Genomic DNA, 15,005 nt, shown 5'->3' with positions numbered 1-15,005 from the left:
GGAAATTTCGTAGACATCAGTGATGGCCACTCAGTATCGTCCGAGGGTTTTCAACCCTCGGCGATTGTATGGACACGGATAAAAGTAACAGCGATTGGAGTGAGGTCGAGATTCAGGCGGCAGTCGATGCCTATCTCAAGATGCTTGCACGCGAGCAGAGCGGCCAGAAATTCGTCAAGACTGAGGAAAATCGAATCCTGCGTGAAGGCCCGTTAGCCGGTCGGACTAAAGGCTCTGTCGAGTTCCGGATGCAGAACATTTCTACCGTGTTGGTCGAAATGGATAGAAAGCGTATTGAAGGCTACAAACCTGCCAAGAATGTTGGTGCGAATGTGACGCGTAGCATCCGCAAGGCACTTGACGCTTCTACCGTTCTGACACTTGAAGATTCTAAGCCAACGGCGGACGAAGAACTGCTCGAGCAACGCGCGGCTAAATTTGAGCAAAAGCAATTTGATTACGTCCCCAAAGGGATAAAAACACCTATCCAAACGACTTCGACTAGAAAGGTTTACTTTCGCGATCCTGAATTGAGGGGCTGGGTTCGTCAGCAAGCCGATGGAAAGTGCGAAGGTTGTGGCAACGCAGCGCCATTTGAAAAGGATGGGAAACCGTTTTTAGAAGTGCATCACGTCAAGCACCTGTCGCAAAAGGGTTCGGACCTTGACACGAATGTTGTGGCTTTGTGTCCCAACTGTCACCAACGTTGCCATCATTCGGACGACAGAGCGGAATTCACTGCTTGGCTTTATGACAACGTTGAAAGACTAGAAAAGGAATAATTGTCCGTTGCCTTGCTAACCGAATTTGCTGGTTTGGGGCAGCTTCGCAGCCCAGCGGGAGCAAGCTCCCTCGCCACAGTTTTTGTGTGCTGCTGAACAACGCTTACCGTGACCGAGAGCACTCTCGAAAACGCACATGGACGAACATCACATGCAGCCACCAACGCAAAATTCGACCACCCCGGGTCAATCCCGACTCCTGACCGCCTCATTTCTAATCGTCTTTTTCTGCCTGCTGCATATGGCCCTACGTATCGTTCAAAAGAACGAAATCATGGCCGTTGGAGCAGTCTGGGTCGCAAATGCGCTAACAATGGTGCTGCATGTTATTTACTGGAAGCGTTATGGCCTGTCCGTCGGCTTTAAAATCGCGGTTGTGATTCAAATCGTCATTACCATTCTGCCCTTCCTGTTTGGCAATCTCGGTTTTTTGGCTGTTCTGTTGATGCTGGGTGGCGAGATCTATTACTAGTAACCCGGGCCGCCGCCCGCTATTAATACCCCTCCCCCCACTCAAGGATCCGAGCCCCACCATGAAATTCGATCTCGCCTACTGCCTCAGCCTCGACGACAAGTTGTCGATCTATGATGTTCGCGATCTCAATTTCGATGAGACGGTTGCCTTCGACTCCGCGAAAGAACACTTCCAGTGCCCCAACGATGCCTGTCATTCGGCGTTCGAGGCGTCCAACGAGCTGGGCACGTTCAACGCCAAGAACGTGAATTACGTGCGCACGCCGCACTTCAAGAATCTGCCGACTACGCAGCATGTGGCGGGTTGTCCGTATGTGAGTTTGAAGGCGTCGGCGTCTGGCGTTGAGACGGCGGATGGCGAGGTGGATGACGGTCGCGAGGAGCACTTCCCATCGGAGTTGTTGCTGACCCGGCGTGAGTATGTGCGCAAGCCTGTCGCGCCAGCGGGGGTGGCGGATGTGTTGCGCGATGATCCGGTGCGGGTGGCGGCGGAGAGTGGTAAAGAGTCGGCGGGTCGTGAATCGGCGCCGGACAAGACCAGTGTGTTTGCGCATCCGGTGGAGTGCTTTGTTTCGAACTTCGCCGACAAGGAGTTGCTCAAGCGGATGCCGTTGAAGGTCGGCGAGCATTCGGCGCCGTATAGTTCGTTCTTCAAGAAGATTGAGTATCTGACGGACAACAAGGGGCTGATTTACTGGGGGCGGATCAAGAAGATCGAGGACTTCCACAGTGCCAGTTTTCGTATCGATTTCGAGGACAAGGTCTGGTTCAAGAAGCCCGAGGACAGTAAGAAGAAGCCGTATCCGGTCAGTGTTTATCTGAACAAGAAGCTGATCGACAACTACCGCAAGCGCAAGGCGTTTCTGGAGGAGATCAAGCACGCGGTGGATAGCGACAAGGCGTTGTTCTGTTTCTTCTATGGGGTGACGCCGGAGTTGAAGCGGGTGCCCGGCAAGAAGAACCCCGAAAAGCCTTTCGAGGTCTTCAATGCCAATATCGAGAACCTGGATCACTTCATTATTCGTGAAGCGCCGGGCCTTGAATGACGGTTAGCCCTGGGGCAGTTGCAGTTTGACGGCGCCGGGGTGTTGTTTGACGAGTGAGTACGGCAGGATCGACCAGTCGGGTCTATCGCAAGAGCGTTGTACGCGAGCGAAGTAGGCGCCGAGGTACAAGCCCTTCTCGGTGAAGAACCACGGCGAAGAACCCCAGATACTTTCATCAGTGAAGTTGCAGTCGTCATCTCCCGTCGGTTTCTTCATTTCTGTGGGGTAGAGGGCGGTGAATTGCTTGATCACCCAAGGCACCAACTCTTTGCTTTCATACTGATAACGCGCGTCACTTTCGGCCTCGCTCAGAGGTTTGTCGCCCGGGCTGTCGCGCTCGGCATGCAAAATCGGCGTGCCCTTACCTACCCACAAGACATCTTCGAGTGACAATGGGTGGCCGGTTTTCACATCAATGTTGAGGGGTGAATCGCCAAAATCAGGATGCGCGCCGCCGCAGTAATAGCTGGTCGAGATATTCAGGCTGACCACGGCAGGCGAGATCATTTTCGGTTCTGCCTGCTGCATGAACTCCACGTTCTCCCCGCCCTGTAATTGGCAGCCGTGATAGCTGATGACTTCATTCCAGAGACGCCCGAGCAACTGCTGGTTAACCCGTTGCTGATCATCTTTCGACAATCCGGACTCCACGCTGAACAGCGAAATTTTTGTCTCAGGCTCCGTCCACCATTGCAGGTCGTAGCCCATGAAGTTTTCTTTCTTCACCGGTTTCAGCTTGAGTCCCAGCAGGCGCAGATACTCGTAAGGCTCGCCATTGGGCAGTGCGGCAATGAACGGCAAAGTTGCTGAGGTGGGCGCGGGAAGTTTGGCCTCGGTGAGCTTCACCGGCAGTTTCTTGCCCTTCGGACTTTGCCACTCGCCCTGCCAGCCGTTGCCGGTTTCTTCCAGTTTCAACGTTGACAGCGGCTTGTCGTCACCATAGCGATTATTGCCCTCGGTCAAGGTCAGCGTGCTGTTCTGCAACGCGCCACTGAGCGGCAAATCACGATGGTATTTTTCGTAGAAGTAACGACCGGTTACTTCGTCCTGCTGCGTGGTATTGAGCTCTACGACGATCGGCATTTTGCCCAACGTGCCGGTGAACACGCGTCGGCCATCATCGGCGTGGACACTTGGAGTCAGCGAGAACAGCACAGCAGCGCAGGTTGCCAGGCGCATCAGTCCCTTGAGCATTGATCGTTCCTTGAAAGAGGCGGAGGCCGCGCCGGCATTGGAGGGCTGGCGCGGATAAATTCGCGGCGATTATGGCGGGGTTGGGGTCAGGAATCGAGGGGCTGCGTTTGAAAGATAGCGCCGCCTCAAGGCAGTTGCAGTGCAACCCCGCCCGGATGTTGTTTGACGAGTGTGTACGGCAGAACGCTCCAGTCCACTGATCCGCAGACCGCCACGACGTGCGCAAATGATGGCTCGATCTTTATGCCCTGTTCCGTGAAGTGCCAACCCGGAAATTGCCAGGGATAGTTCTCGTCATAGCCGCAGTCGTTTTCACCCTCGGGGGTGATGGTCATTTCGGTTGGGTAGAGTTTCAGCAACTGTGCGACCAACCAAGGTGCCAGTTCAGTGGCGCGGTAGTTCGACCACGCTGTCGAAGAGCCGGGTGAGCCCGCGGCGAAATCTTCATATTCCTCGTAGTGCAACGGCTTGCCCTGCCCCACCCACAAAACATCATCAAGGGTCAGAAACTTGCCTGTCTTGATATCGATGTTGAGCGCGTCGTGACTTTGATCCGGATAGGCGCCGCCACAGTAATAATCCGATGAAATCCCCACACTCATCACTGTGGGCGACATGTACAGTGGCTGGCTCCATTGCGCATAACTTCCAGAACAGCCATAAGACGACAACACTTCGCCCCACAAACGCGCCATCAATTTTTGGTTGATACGTCGACGCTCTTCGAGGGAGTAACCGGTCACCACTTCAAACAGAGAAGTGTCTGTCTTCGGCTCGGTCCACCACTGCAGCGTGTAGCCCATGAAGGTGTCGGTCTTGCCTTTCTTGAGTGTTACGCCTTGCAGCCGCAGATATTCGTAAGGGTACTTGTCGTGAAGTGTGGTGAAAAAGGGCAAGGCATCGTCGGGTACATCGGGGATGACGGCTGGTTCTAACTCGACCTTCAGAACTTTCCCAGCGGTACTCGTCCACTCGCCATACCAACCATGAGTTGTCGGCTGCAGACGAAGGGTCGGGCGCGAGTCTTCCATCCGCGAACCTTCTTCCAGCACCAGTGTTTCCCCGTCCAGGGCACCGTCGAGTGGCAGATCCTTGCGGTACTTCTTATAGAAGTAACGACCTTCTCCAATGCGAGTATTTATTTCGAGGACGATGGCCGCTTTACCCAAGGTGCCGGTGTACACCTGCGCGCCGTTGTCGGCCCACGTTGCAGTCGAGACAAATAACCCCGTCAGAAAAAGAACAGCGTAAAGGCGTAACAGTCCTCGGAACATCACTTCATCCTTGAATAAACGAGCAACTGCCCGCAAAAAGAAGTTGCGGATTATGTCGAGGTTGCGCGGGAGAATCGAGCGCTGTCGCCTTCAACTCAAGCACATGCTGATCATCACCATCAGCAACAGCCCGATGTACACCCGCGCATGCACCCGATCCGGAATCCGCCCGATCCAAGGCGTGGCCAATCTGATTCCCAACAACGAACCCAACGTCAGCAGCGCAAACGCCAGCAAATCCACGTACCCGACAAACCAGGCGCCCAACTCAGCCTGACTGAACCCGGCTAGCGCCATGTACGTCAGCGTTCCCGCCAGTGCCACCGGCACGCTCAGCGGGTTGGCCATGGACGTCGCTTGCGACATGCTCAAGCCGCAACGGCGCAACAGCGGCACGGTCATGACGCTGCCTCCTACACCGAGAAACGTCGCGATGGCGCCGATGCCTACACCGCCTGCGGAAGTTTCCGTGCTGCCAAGTCGGCGTGGGCTGACGTCTGCGTTCTGGGTGAGAAATCCGCGCCTGAGCACGCAGTCGACAATGGTCACGCCGAGGTAGGCGATGAACGCGTAGCGAATCACCTCGCCACTGACCCACACCGCCGCTATTGCGCCGATCACTGAGCCCACGGCAATAAACCCGCCCAATGGCCACAGGTAATGGCGGATGAGATTGCCGGCGCGGCGGTGTTTGTCGGTGGCGATCAGGGCGTTGACGATCATCACGCAGGTCGAGGTGGCGACGGCGATGTGCATTGCCGATTGGCCGATCGGGCCGTCGGCGCCGTGGCTGGCGCTGAGCAGTCGGTAAAGCAGCGGCACGACGACAAAGCCGCCGCCGAAGCCGAACAGTACGGCGGTGATGCCGGTCATGCAGCCGAAGCATGTGAGCAAGAGGTAGAACATTTCGCGGCGTCCTTTTAGGGAAGGCTCACGAAGATAGAGCGGGACGTCTTGGCCTGCTTCAGCAACTCAGCCAATAATGTTTGCGTTTACGCCAACCCTTGAGAATCGCTCGATGCGCAATGTTTCGATCAATCTGCTGGATGACTCGCCGCGCGCGGTGGTGGCGATCGGTACGGATTATTCCTACGGTCACCTGTTACCGCGTCATACGCACCGGCGGGCGCAATTGCTCTATGGCGCAACGGGAGTGATGCAGGTCAGCACCCATGAGGGCAACTGGGTGGTGCCGCCGCAGAGGGCGGTGTGGATTCCGCCAGAGGTGGCGCATGAGGTGTTGATGCTCGGGGTCAGCACACGCAGTGTGTACATCGAACCGGGTGCGGTGGATTTGGGTGAGCGTTGCCAGGTGATCAGTGTGTCGCCGCTGTTGCGGCATCTGCTGATGGAGGCGGTGGAGTTGCCGTTGGCCTACGACGAAGCGGGCCGCGATGGTGTGTTGATCGATTTGCTCCTGCATGAACTGACGCGCAGTGCGCCCCTGCCCTTGCACATTCCACTGCCGGCTGACGGAAAACTGCTGGCGCTGTGTCAGAGCTTTCTGCATCAGCCCAATGCGCATCAAACACCGCAACAGTGGGCGGACCAGTTGCACGTAAGCTTGCGCACCTTCAATCGACTCTTTCGCCAACAGACCGGGCTGAGTTTCAGCCAGTGGCGCCAACGTGCCTGCGTGGTGCTTGCGCTGGCCCGACTGGCGGCGGGCGAAGCGGTGACGCGGATCGCGCTGGACTTCGGTTATGAGAGCCCGGCGGCGTTCTCGACGATGTTTCGCCGGGTGCTGGGACAGGCACCGTCCGTCTGGTTGCAGGCGGCGAACTAGGGCAAATCAAAAAATGCGTTTGATCCCGGCCGAAAACAACTGTACAAAAACACAGTACATTTTCAATCAGCACGCTTGAGCCCGGAGCACACCATGGCCACTTCTGCGATGAACCTCATTCTCGAACATATTGCGCTTTTCCAGTTCACCCCGACGCATTGCGCCCAGGCCCGAGCGATGCTGGGCTGGAGCACCGAACAGTTGTCGCGTGAATCCCAGGTTTCGGTAGAAGACATTCAGCGTTTTGAGGCGCAGCAAGACGTGGCCGATGCGGCGCGTCTGGCACTGGCCTATCGCCTGGAGGCGCAGGGGTTGGTGTTCTTTCCCGGGTTTGCGCCGGGGCGTAAATTGAATCCACAAGGGATGCAGCAGAATGCCGTCGAGCGTGGTGACTTTGCGATGGCTGATTGAAAAGACTGTTTGATATTTATCCCTATATAGGTATATTTTCGCATGAGTGCAAGGAAGCCGCTCTTGTGGGTCTGTAGCAGCAAGAAAGATCTAAAACAGATGCCCATAGAGATACAGGATGTTTTTGGTTACGCATTGGATTTAGCCCAACTGGCTTCAAGCATCCAGATGCAAAACCCCTGAAAGGATTTGGGGGTGCGGGTGTACTGGAGTTGATTGAAGACTTCGACACCAACACCTACCGAGCCATTTATACGGTTCGTTTCGGCAGTGCAATTTACGTTTTGCACTGTTTTCAGAAGAAGTCGAAGTGTGGAATTAAAACCGCTCAGGCCGACATCGATCTGATCCGAAGCAGACTTCGAGCCGCTCAGGATCATGCGAAAGGATCAGAAAATGATAGAAATTGAACAAGGTAGCGGGAATGTCTACCAAGATCTTGGCTTGCCTGATTCCAGCGAAATGCAGGTCAAAGCCCAGTTGGCGGCAAAGATCGGCGAGATCATCAAGGCACGCCATCTCACTCAAAATCAGGCCTCGGAGATTTTGGGACTTTCACAACCCAAACTATCCGAAATGCTGCGCGGAAAATTTCGCGGTATCAGCGAGGCCAAAATGATGGAGTGCCTTTCTCATCTCGGACGAGATGTGCAAATCGTGGTTAAGGCGGCCCCCCGTTCCCGAAAAGAGGGCCGAATTGAAGTGGTGTTTGCTTGATGCTTAATGTCGTCAGGCCCCCTGCACCACCGCCTCATCAGCGCCGTCAACCGCCAACCACCACGCCTGCCCACGCTGCGGCTGCGCCAGGTTAAACGCCTCGCCCATTCGCGGCGTGGTAATCGAAACACTGCGCTCCCACGCCAGCGCCAGAATCCGGTCGAACGGTTCATGCCAGGCATGCATCGCCAGGTCGAACGTGCCGTTGTGGATTGGAAGCAGCCACCGCCCCTTGAGGTCGAGGTGCGCCTGCAAGGTTTCTTCCGGCTGCATGTGCACGTGCGGCCATTCGACGTTGTAGGCGCCGGTTTCCATCAAGGTCAGGTCGAACGGGCCGTACTGTTCGCCGATGCGTTTGAAGCCGTCGAAGTAGCCGCTGTCGCCGCTGAAGAAGATTCGCGTGTCGCCGTCGATCATCACCCACGACGCCCACAACGTGCTGTTGCCGTCGAACAGGCCACGGCCGGAGAAGTGCTGCGAGGGTGTGGCGACGAAGCGGATGCCGCCGATTTCTGCGCCCTGCCACCAGTCGTACTGACGCACTTGGCTGGCGTCGATGCCCCATTTGATCAGGGTGTCGCCGACGCCCAGCGGGGTCAGGAAGTAAGTGGTTTTCGCGGCCAGTGCCAACACCGCCTGGTAATCGAGGTGGTCGTAATGGTTGTGCGAAAGGATCACCGCTTCGATCGGCGGCAATTGGTCGAGGCTGATCGGTGGCTGGTGAAAGCGTTTCGGCCCGGCCCATTGCACCGGCGAGGCGCGTTCGGCGAAGACCGGGTCGGTGATCCAGAATTTGTCGCGCATTTTCAGCAGCAGTGTCGAGTGGCCGAGGCGATAGACACTGTGGTTTGGCGCCGCCAGGAGGTCTTCGCGGGTCAGCGGCTGTACCGGAATCGCCGACGCGGGCCGGGTGTCGCGCGGTTTGTGGAAGATCATGTTCCACATGATTCGCAGCATTTTGCGCAGGCCTTCGCGCTGCACCGGCGCATGATTGCGGAACAGTCCTTGAGTCTGGCGCGAGGCTTCAGGCGTAGAAACGGAATTGGAATGGGCCATGTCTGAGTGACTCCAGGAGCACCGCACAATTCACGGTTTTCCACGGTGGGACGATAAATGGCCATGGCTGCACGCAGTGGCCGAACATACGGGTTTTTAAGTTGCGAGGATTAACGCAACATTACACTCATCGGTGTAGTTTCAAGGTTGCATCAAACCCGGCGACAAGTAAACTGCCAAGTGTAATTTCATTTTTTTCCTGCCGAAGCGTACTTATGACAGCTCCACAGCGACTCACCGACCGCAAACGTGAAGCCATTATTCAGGCGTCGATTGCCGAATTCCGGGCCAATGGTTTCGAGGTCACCAGCATGGACAAGATCGCCGCCACTGCCGGTGTGTCCAAGCGCACGGTGTACAACCACTTCCCCAGCAAAGAAGAACTGTTCGCCGAGATTCTCAATCAGTTGTGGGCGCGCATCAGCGCCGAGCAGACGGTCAGCTACAACCGCGATCAGCCGCTGCGCGAGCAACTACGTCAGATGCTGCAGGCCAAGGTGCAGATGATGGCGGACGAGAATTTTCTGACACTGGCGCGGGTAGCAATTGCCGCGACGATTCATTCGCCCGAGCGTGCGCAAAACATGGTCGAGCGCATGGGTGAACGCGAAGAAGGCCTGACGGTGTGGATTCGAGCAGCGCAAGCCGATGGCCGCTTGAAACCGGTTGACCCGGAGTTCGCGGCGCATCAGTTGCAGGGCTTGCTCAAGACCTTCGGGTTCTGGCCGCAGATGTCCATGGGCCGCGCCGCCCTCGATGCCGAGATGCAAATCACCGTGGCCGAATCGGCGCTGGACATGTTTCTGGCGCATTACCAGCGCTGAAACGCGCTCTGGATCACCCCTCTCCTGCGCAAGCCCTCCATTAAATGGCTCGGAAGGACACTGATTATTCCCGTTGGAATAAATGACAATGTCCGACAATCGACCGACGGACGGTCGGCCTGAAGAAATATACTGCAAAGTATTTCAGGATGAATTTCGCGCAGGGCCTCATGGAAAACCACCGCGGCAAAGGCTTGTCATTCGCCCGACGCATTTACCTGCCACGAGCCATCGGGCTGGGCGTCGGTTTTTTCAGCGTCGGCGCCGCGCTGTATCCGCTGGGCTTGCCGAGCTGGATCTGGGCATTGCTGTTGTTCAACGGTTTTGCCTGGCCGCATCTGGCTTACCAGATCTCCACGCGTGCGGCGTTCCCCTATCAGGCCGAGCGACGCAATCTGCTCTATGACTCGATGTGCGGCGGTTTCTGGGCCGCGTGTTTCCAGTTCAATGCGCTGACCACCGTAACCATCCTGTCGATGATGACCATGAACAACGTCGCCGCCGGTGGCCATCGATTGTTCGTGTTCGGCGCCCTCGCCCAACTCGCTGGTGTGCTGTCGGGCTGGGCGATCTTCGGTTTCAAATTCAACCTGACAATGACGCAGACGCAAGTCTGGGCCTGCCTGCCGATGCTGACGCTGTACCCGTTGGCGCTGGGCATGGTCTGTTACCAACTGGCGATCAAACTCGCGCAACACAAGCGCGCGCTCAGTGCCCTCAGTCGCACCGACAGCCTCACCGGCCTGCTCAACCATGGCGCGTGGAAAGACCTGCTGCACCTGAAGTTTCAACAGTGCCGGCAACACAACACCGCCGCCACGCTGGCACTGATCGACATCGATCACTTCAAGGGAATCAATGACAGCTACGGGCATATCGTCGGCGACGCGGCGCTGCGCCAGTTGAGCAAGGCGCTCAAACACGTGCTCGATGAGTACGAGTTGGCCGGCCGATATGGCGGTGATGAGTTCTGCGTGATTCTGCCGAGCCTGCCGCTGAACAAGGCCGAAGCCGTGATGGAGCAGTTGCGGGAAGCCTTGCAGCGGTATCGCCACCCCGATGTGCCCGAGCTGCGAGTGAGCCTGAGTATCGGTTTGGCGCGGTATCAAAACGTGTACAAGGACGCACTGGATTGGCTGGATGATGCCGACAAAGCGCTGTATACCGCGAAACACACGGGTCGTAACACCATCAGCGTAGCCTTGAGCCGCCCCGTCACTCAGGACGCTGGCGCCTGAAAACTTATACAAAATTGTAAAAAATTACTTTCTTGTACAAGTTTATGAAGTTTTGTATAAGTAGCCATCTGCCAGCCATGGAACGCTGGCATTGAGCAGTCACCGCCGAATGCCACCCTGCGTATTCGGCCTGCAAGCGCGGGAACAGGGACTGAATCACCCACTCGTCCCTTCTTCCAGAGTATTGCGAACATGTTTTTCAACCGTCACAAAGCTGCCCTCGACGAACTCCAGCACACCCTGACCGAACAATCCGGCCTGCTCGACGCGATCAATCGCTCGATGGCAGTGATCGAATTCACTCTCGACGGCGTGGTGCTGCGCGCCAACGACAACTTTCTCAAGACCATGGGCTATGCGCCCGAGCAGGTGATCGGTCAGGCACACCGGCATTTCTGCACGCCCGAATTTGGTCGCAGCGCTCAGTACAACGAGTTGTGGTCACGTTTGAAAAATGGTCAGTTCCAGTCCGGCACGTTTGAGCGGGTCAATGGCCAGGGCCAGCCGATCTGGCTCGAAGCCAGTTACAACCCGATCAAGGATGCTTCCGGCCGCGTGGTCAAAGTGGTCAAGTACGCCATGGACGTGACCGCCAGGGTGCAGCAGGAAAGTGACGCCAATGCCAGGTTGCAAGCGATTGACCGGGCGATGGCGGTGATCGAATTCAATCTCGACGGCAGTATTCTCACGGCCAATCAGAATTTTCTGACACGCATGGGTTACACCCTCGCCGAGCTCAAGGGCAAGCATCACCGTTTGTTCTGCACCGCCGCGCTGGTCAACAGCAGCGCCTATCAGGATTTCTGGCGACGCTTGAACCAGGGCGAATTTTTCCACGGGCAATTTGAGCGCGTCGACAAACGCGGGCAAACGGTGTGGCTGGAAGCCAATTACAACCCGGTCTACGACGCTGCGGGGCGGTTGTGCAAAGTGGTCAAGTTCGCCTCCGACGTCACCGCGCGGGTCGAGCAGCACGAACAAGATGCACGCAGCGCCAGCGCGGCCTATCACATCTCGGTGGCGACGCGAAAAGTCGCTGAACAAGGCACTCAGGTGATTCAGCAGGCCGCCAGTGAAATGCGCGAAATCGCCGATGACATCGCGCAGTCTTCAACCTTGATCGCCCAGCTGGGCGAGCGCTCCGAGCAGATCACCGCCATCGTCAACACCATCCGCGCGATTGCCGATCAGACCAATCTGCTGGCGCTCAATGCGGCGATCGAGGCCGCGCGTGCCGGTGAGCAGGGTCGCGGTTTTGCCGTGGTCGCGGACGAGGTGCGGCAACTGGCGGCGCGCACCAGCGGGTCGACGGCCGAGATTTCCAACATGATCGGTTTGATCCAGAGTGAAACCCGCCAGGCGATCAAGAGCATGGACGGCACCCGAGGTCGTGCGGCGGACGGCGTCGAGTTGGCGAATCAGGCGGGGACGGTGATTTTGCAGATTCGTGATGGTGCCAGTGAAGCGGTGGAGGCAGTGAGCATGTTTGCCAATGAGCGGGCGCCGGGGTGATGTCGGCGGCAGCCAGGTAGATCGCGTCGCCGCCATCGTTCTGTAGGAGCAAGGCTTGCCCGCGAAGAGGCCGCCCACCACAACGCAGGGCTATAGTGACTACACGTCCACGCCCTGCCGAGTACCTCATGACCACTGAAAAACCCGCAACACCTGAAACAGCCCCCGTCGATCACCTGCGCTTCCACCGCCCCCACGCCCACCTCGCCACCACCTTCGGCAACGACACCTTCGCACTGCGCGCCGAGGCGTTTGCGCGGTTCTTCGGTACGCCGACGTTTCTCGGTGCGCAAACCCTGATCGTGCTGCTGTGGGTCAGCCTCAACGTTTTTGGCGTGACCACATTCGACGTCTACCCGTTCATCCTGCTGAACCTCGCGTTCAGCCTGCAATCGGCCTACGCCGCGCCGCTGATCCTGCTCGCACAAACCCGTCAGGCCGCGCGCGACAAGGCGCAGGCGGACGCCGACGCGCTGCACCGTGAAGCCCTCGCGCAGGCCAACACCGAGCGTCAGGCCCAAGCCGCGCAGAACACCGCGCAACTGCTCGAACTGCTGCAACAGAACACCCGCCTGACCGAGATGACCAAGAGCCTGACCGAACGCATCGAGAATCTCACCAGCGAGATGCATCAGCACATGAAGCAAAACCCGCAACGCTGATCAGGGCAAGCGTAATGCCCGTCCGAGTTCATCGAACAACGTCACCACCGAGCGCAACGCCCGGCAGTCCGGACGGGTCAGCAACCATAACGCCGTGTCATAACCGTGCAGCGGTTCGCCCAAGGCTTGCAAACCTTCGCTGATCAGAAAGTCCGGCAGCGCCGCTACACCCAACCCGGCGCGCACCAGTTCGGTGACGGACAACATGCTGTTGCAGCGATAACTCGGAGTGACACCGGGCAATTGCTGGCGGCGCCAGGCGATCGTCGGGTGATCGGGCAGGAAGTCGTCCGGGGCAATCCAGGTGAGCGCGGCCAGATCCGTCGCATCGACGTTTTGCAGATAACGCGCACTGGCGCAGACCCGGTAGGAAATCTTCGCCAATTGCCGTCCGACCAGGTGTTCTGGCGGTGTCCGCGTCAGGCGCAAGGCAATGTCGGCGTCGCGGCGGCTGAGGTTGGCGAAATCGTTGGACGTGCTCAATTCGATCATCAGCGCCGGGTAGTTGGGCATGAATTGCGCCAGCGCCGGCAGCAGCAAGCTTTGCAACACCGAATCGGTACAAGTCAGGCGCACCGTGCCGCTGATCACTTCACCGCCCTGCTCTACCCCGATGCGCGCAGCGTCGAGCGCCTGCTCGGCGCGTTCAGCCTGTTCGGCGAGGGTTTGCGCGAGCGTGGTCGGCAGGTAACCGGCGCGACTTTTTTCGAACAGTTGCTGACCGAGGGACGCTTCGAGGCGCCGCACCGCGCGAAATACCGTCGAGACGTCTACTTTCAACAGCTGCGCAGCGCGGGCCAGAGAGCCGCCGCGCACCAGGGCGAGGATCAGGGCCAGATCGGGATAGTCGAGTTGATAGTGCGTCGCTGCATTGATCACTTGGGGAAACGCCAATATTGAGTGCGTGGACGCCAATCTATAGTGAGCATCGGCAGCCGACAATCGCGTTCTCTCTGAGCCAGACCCAAACCCTGTGGTGAGGGGGTTCATCGATACATTCAAGATAAGGAATTCACATGGACGCTGTTTCCATCGCCCTGATCGGCGATTACGACCCGCAAGTGACTGCCCACCAGGCCATCCCGGTGGCCCTCGGTCTTGTCGCCGAACACTTCGGCCAGACGCTGCAATTGGAATGGCTGGCCACTGATCAGATCCACGCCGATACACCGCTGCAACACTTCGACGGTTTCTGGTGTGTCCCCGCCAGCCCGTACAAAAGTGAAGCCGGCGCCCTGCGCGCAATCCGTTTCGCCCGCGAGCACCAACGCCCGTTCCTTGGCACCTGCGGCGGTTTTCAGCATGCCGTGCTGGAATATTCCCGCAACGTTATGGGCTGGGCCGATGCCGAGCATGGCGAGACGTCGCCCGAATCGGCAAGGGCGCTGCTCACGCCACTGACTTGCTCGCTGGTCGAAGCCGTCGACGGCATCCATCTGCGGCCCGGTTCGTTGATCGCCAACGCGTACGAAACGTCCGATATTCATGAAGGCTACCGCTGCCGCTATGGCGTGAATCCGCAGTTCGAACGCGAGTTGTTGAGTAATCGATTACAGGCTGTGGGACACGATTGCTCAGGGGATTTGCGCGCGATTGAACTGAAGGGCCATCCGTTTTTTGTCGCGACGTTGTTCCAGCCAGAACGCGCCGCGCTCAAAGGCCAGATGCCGCCACTGGTGCGGGCGTTTGTCGAAGCTTGCAGGGGGCCGCGCTGATGAAGCCAGAGGGCGATTATTTTGCGGTGATCTTCACCTCGACCCGCACTGAGGGCGACAACGGTTATGCCGAAGCGGCAGCACGCATGGCCGAGCTGGTACGCGAACAACCTGGTTTTGTCGGGGTGGAGTCGATTCGCGGGGCCGACGGCGTCGGCGTCACCGTGTCGTACTGGCAGAGCGAGGCGGCGATTCTGGCGTGGCGACAGCATCCTGAGCATCGGTTGATCCAGGCGCGCGGGCGCGAGATCTGGTACTCGGCGTTTCATACGCGGGTGTGCAGGGTTGAACGCGAGTATGCGTTCGTGCAGTGA

17 protein-coding genes and 1 pseudogene are annotated in these 15,005 nt (G+C 57.9%); 13 read left to right on the top strand and 5 right to left on the bottom strand.

What is annotated here, in order from left to right:
- The first annotated feature begins 68 nt into the window (after positions 1–68).
- The 3 genes from ACZZ0B_RS04140 (at position 69) to ACZZ0B_RS04130 (ending at position 2,302) form a co-directional block, all read left to right on the top strand.
- On the top strand, positions 69–782 hold the full coding sequence (locus ACZZ0B_RS04140; RefSeq protein ID WP_463544435.1) for an HNH endonuclease: 714 nt from the start codon (positions 69–71) through the stop codon (positions 780–782).
- 136 nt (positions 783–918) lie between these two features.
- Positions 919–1,254 (top strand): hypothetical protein, encoded by a 336-nt coding sequence (locus ACZZ0B_RS04135; protein WP_463544434.1) that lies wholly within the window; start codon positions 919–921, stop codon positions 1,252–1,254.
- Positions 1,255–1,315: 61 nt separating this feature from the next.
- Positions 1,316–2,302, top strand: a complete 987-nt coding sequence (locus ACZZ0B_RS04130) for a hypothetical protein (protein ID WP_463544433.1) — start codon at positions 1,316–1,318, stop codon at positions 2,300–2,302.
- Between the two features lie 3 nt (positions 2,303–2,305).
- Here the strand turns inward: ACZZ0B_RS04130 and ACZZ0B_RS04125 are convergent, their stop codons facing one another.
- The 3 genes from ACZZ0B_RS04125 to ACZZ0B_RS04115 form a co-directional block, all read right to left on the bottom strand.
- Positions 2,306–3,496: a hypothetical protein gene (locus tag ACZZ0B_RS04125; RefSeq protein WP_463544432.1), complete on the bottom strand. Its 1,191-nt coding sequence runs from the start codon at positions 3,494–3,496 to the stop codon at positions 2,306–2,308.
- Between the two features lie 125 nt (positions 3,497–3,621).
- Entirely contained in the window at positions 3,622–4,770 is a 1,149-nt protein-coding gene (locus tag ACZZ0B_RS04120; protein ID WP_463544431.1) for a hypothetical protein, read from the bottom strand.
- A 90-nt stretch (positions 4,771–4,860) separates the two neighbouring features.
- The gene (locus ACZZ0B_RS04115; protein WP_463544430.1) at positions 4,861–5,676 is read right to left on the bottom strand and encodes a sulfite exporter TauE/SafE family protein; all 816 of its coding nucleotides are present in this window, start codon (positions 5,674–5,676) and stop codon (positions 4,861–4,863) included.
- A gap of 112 nt (positions 5,677–5,788) precedes the next feature.
- On the opposite strand from ACZZ0B_RS04115, the gene ACZZ0B_RS04110 reads away from it, so the two are divergent.
- The 4 genes and pseudogenes from ACZZ0B_RS04110 (at position 5,789) to ACZZ0B_RS04095 (ending at position 7,684) form a co-directional block, all read left to right on the top strand.
- Positions 5,789–6,556 (top strand): AraC family transcriptional regulator, encoded by a 768-nt coding sequence (locus ACZZ0B_RS04110; RefSeq protein ID WP_463544429.1) that lies wholly within the window; start codon positions 5,789–5,791, stop codon positions 6,554–6,556.
- 93 nt (positions 6,557–6,649) lie between these two features.
- On the top strand, positions 6,650–6,967 hold the full coding sequence (locus ACZZ0B_RS04105; RefSeq protein ID WP_008084866.1) for a helix-turn-helix domain-containing protein: 318 nt from the start codon (positions 6,650–6,652) through the stop codon (positions 6,965–6,967).
- A gap of 99 nt (positions 6,968–7,066) precedes the next feature.
- Positions 7,067–7,377, top strand: a pseudogene (locus ACZZ0B_RS04100) (type II toxin-antitoxin system RelE/ParE family toxin).
- Positions 7,364–7,684 carry a helix-turn-helix domain-containing protein gene (locus ACZZ0B_RS04095; RefSeq protein WP_463544428.1) on the top strand — a complete coding sequence of 107 codons (321 nt, stop codon included), beginning with the start codon at positions 7,364–7,366 and terminating at the stop codon, positions 7,682–7,684. Before ACZZ0B_RS04100 ends, ACZZ0B_RS04095 begins: the two are co-directional and overlap by 14 nt.
- 12 nt (positions 7,685–7,696) lie before the next feature.
- Here ACZZ0B_RS04095 and ACZZ0B_RS04090 read toward each other — a convergent pair whose 3' ends face one another.
- Positions 7,697–8,740 carry an MBL fold metallo-hydrolase gene (locus ACZZ0B_RS04090; protein WP_463544427.1) on the bottom strand — a complete coding sequence of 348 codons (1,044 nt, stop codon included), beginning with the start codon at positions 8,738–8,740 and terminating at the stop codon, positions 7,697–7,699.
- A gap of 215 nt (positions 8,741–8,955) precedes the next feature.
- Here ACZZ0B_RS04090 and ACZZ0B_RS04085 point away from each other — a divergent pair, with 215 nt between their 5' ends.
- The 4 genes from ACZZ0B_RS04085 to ACZZ0B_RS04070 all read left to right on the top strand — a co-directional run bounded on the left by ACZZ0B_RS04085 (position 8,956) and on the right by ACZZ0B_RS04070 (position 12,976).
- Positions 8,956–9,564 carry a TetR/AcrR family transcriptional regulator gene (locus ACZZ0B_RS04085; RefSeq protein ID WP_463544426.1) on the top strand — a complete coding sequence of 203 codons (609 nt, stop codon included), beginning with the start codon at positions 8,956–8,958 and terminating at the stop codon, positions 9,562–9,564.
- A gap of 170 nt (positions 9,565–9,734) precedes the next feature.
- The gene (locus ACZZ0B_RS04080; RefSeq protein WP_463546908.1) at positions 9,735–10,802 is read left to right on the top strand and encodes a diguanylate cyclase; all 1,068 of its coding nucleotides are present in this window, start codon (positions 9,735–9,737) and stop codon (positions 10,800–10,802) included.
- A 192-nt stretch (positions 10,803–10,994) separates the two neighbouring features.
- Positions 10,995–12,314, top strand: coding sequence for a methyl-accepting chemotaxis protein (locus ACZZ0B_RS04075; RefSeq protein WP_463544425.1), 1,320 nt, complete (start codon positions 10,995–10,997; stop codon positions 12,312–12,314).
- Between the two features lie 128 nt (positions 12,315–12,442).
- Positions 12,443–12,976: a DUF1003 domain-containing protein gene (locus tag ACZZ0B_RS04070; RefSeq protein WP_008084877.1), complete on the top strand. Its 534-nt coding sequence runs from the start codon at positions 12,443–12,445 to the stop codon at positions 12,974–12,976.
- Here ACZZ0B_RS04070 and ACZZ0B_RS04065 read toward each other — a convergent pair whose 3' ends face one another.
- Positions 12,977–13,855 carry a LysR family transcriptional regulator gene (locus ACZZ0B_RS04065; RefSeq protein WP_463546907.1) on the bottom strand — a complete coding sequence of 293 codons (879 nt, stop codon included), beginning with the start codon at positions 13,853–13,855 and terminating at the stop codon, positions 12,977–12,979.
- A 137-nt stretch (positions 13,856–13,992) separates the two neighbouring features.
- Between ACZZ0B_RS04065 and ACZZ0B_RS04060 the strand changes: the two genes are divergently transcribed.
- Entirely contained in the window at positions 13,993–14,691 is a 699-nt protein-coding gene (locus ACZZ0B_RS04060) for a CTP synthase C-terminal region-related (seleno)protein (protein ID WP_463544424.1), read from the top strand.
- Positions 14,691–15,005 carry an antibiotic biosynthesis monooxygenase family protein gene (locus tag ACZZ0B_RS04055; protein WP_463544423.1) on the top strand — a complete coding sequence of 105 codons (315 nt, stop codon included), beginning with the start codon at positions 14,691–14,693 and terminating at the stop codon, positions 15,003–15,005. The genes ACZZ0B_RS04060 and ACZZ0B_RS04055 overlap by 1 nt, the downstream gene beginning before the upstream one ends.

It is taken from the genome of Pseudomonas sp. AC247 (assembly GCF_979258015.1).
The sequence above is the reverse complement of the archived record's forward strand: the minus strand, read 5'-3'. Positions and strand labels throughout refer to the sequence as shown.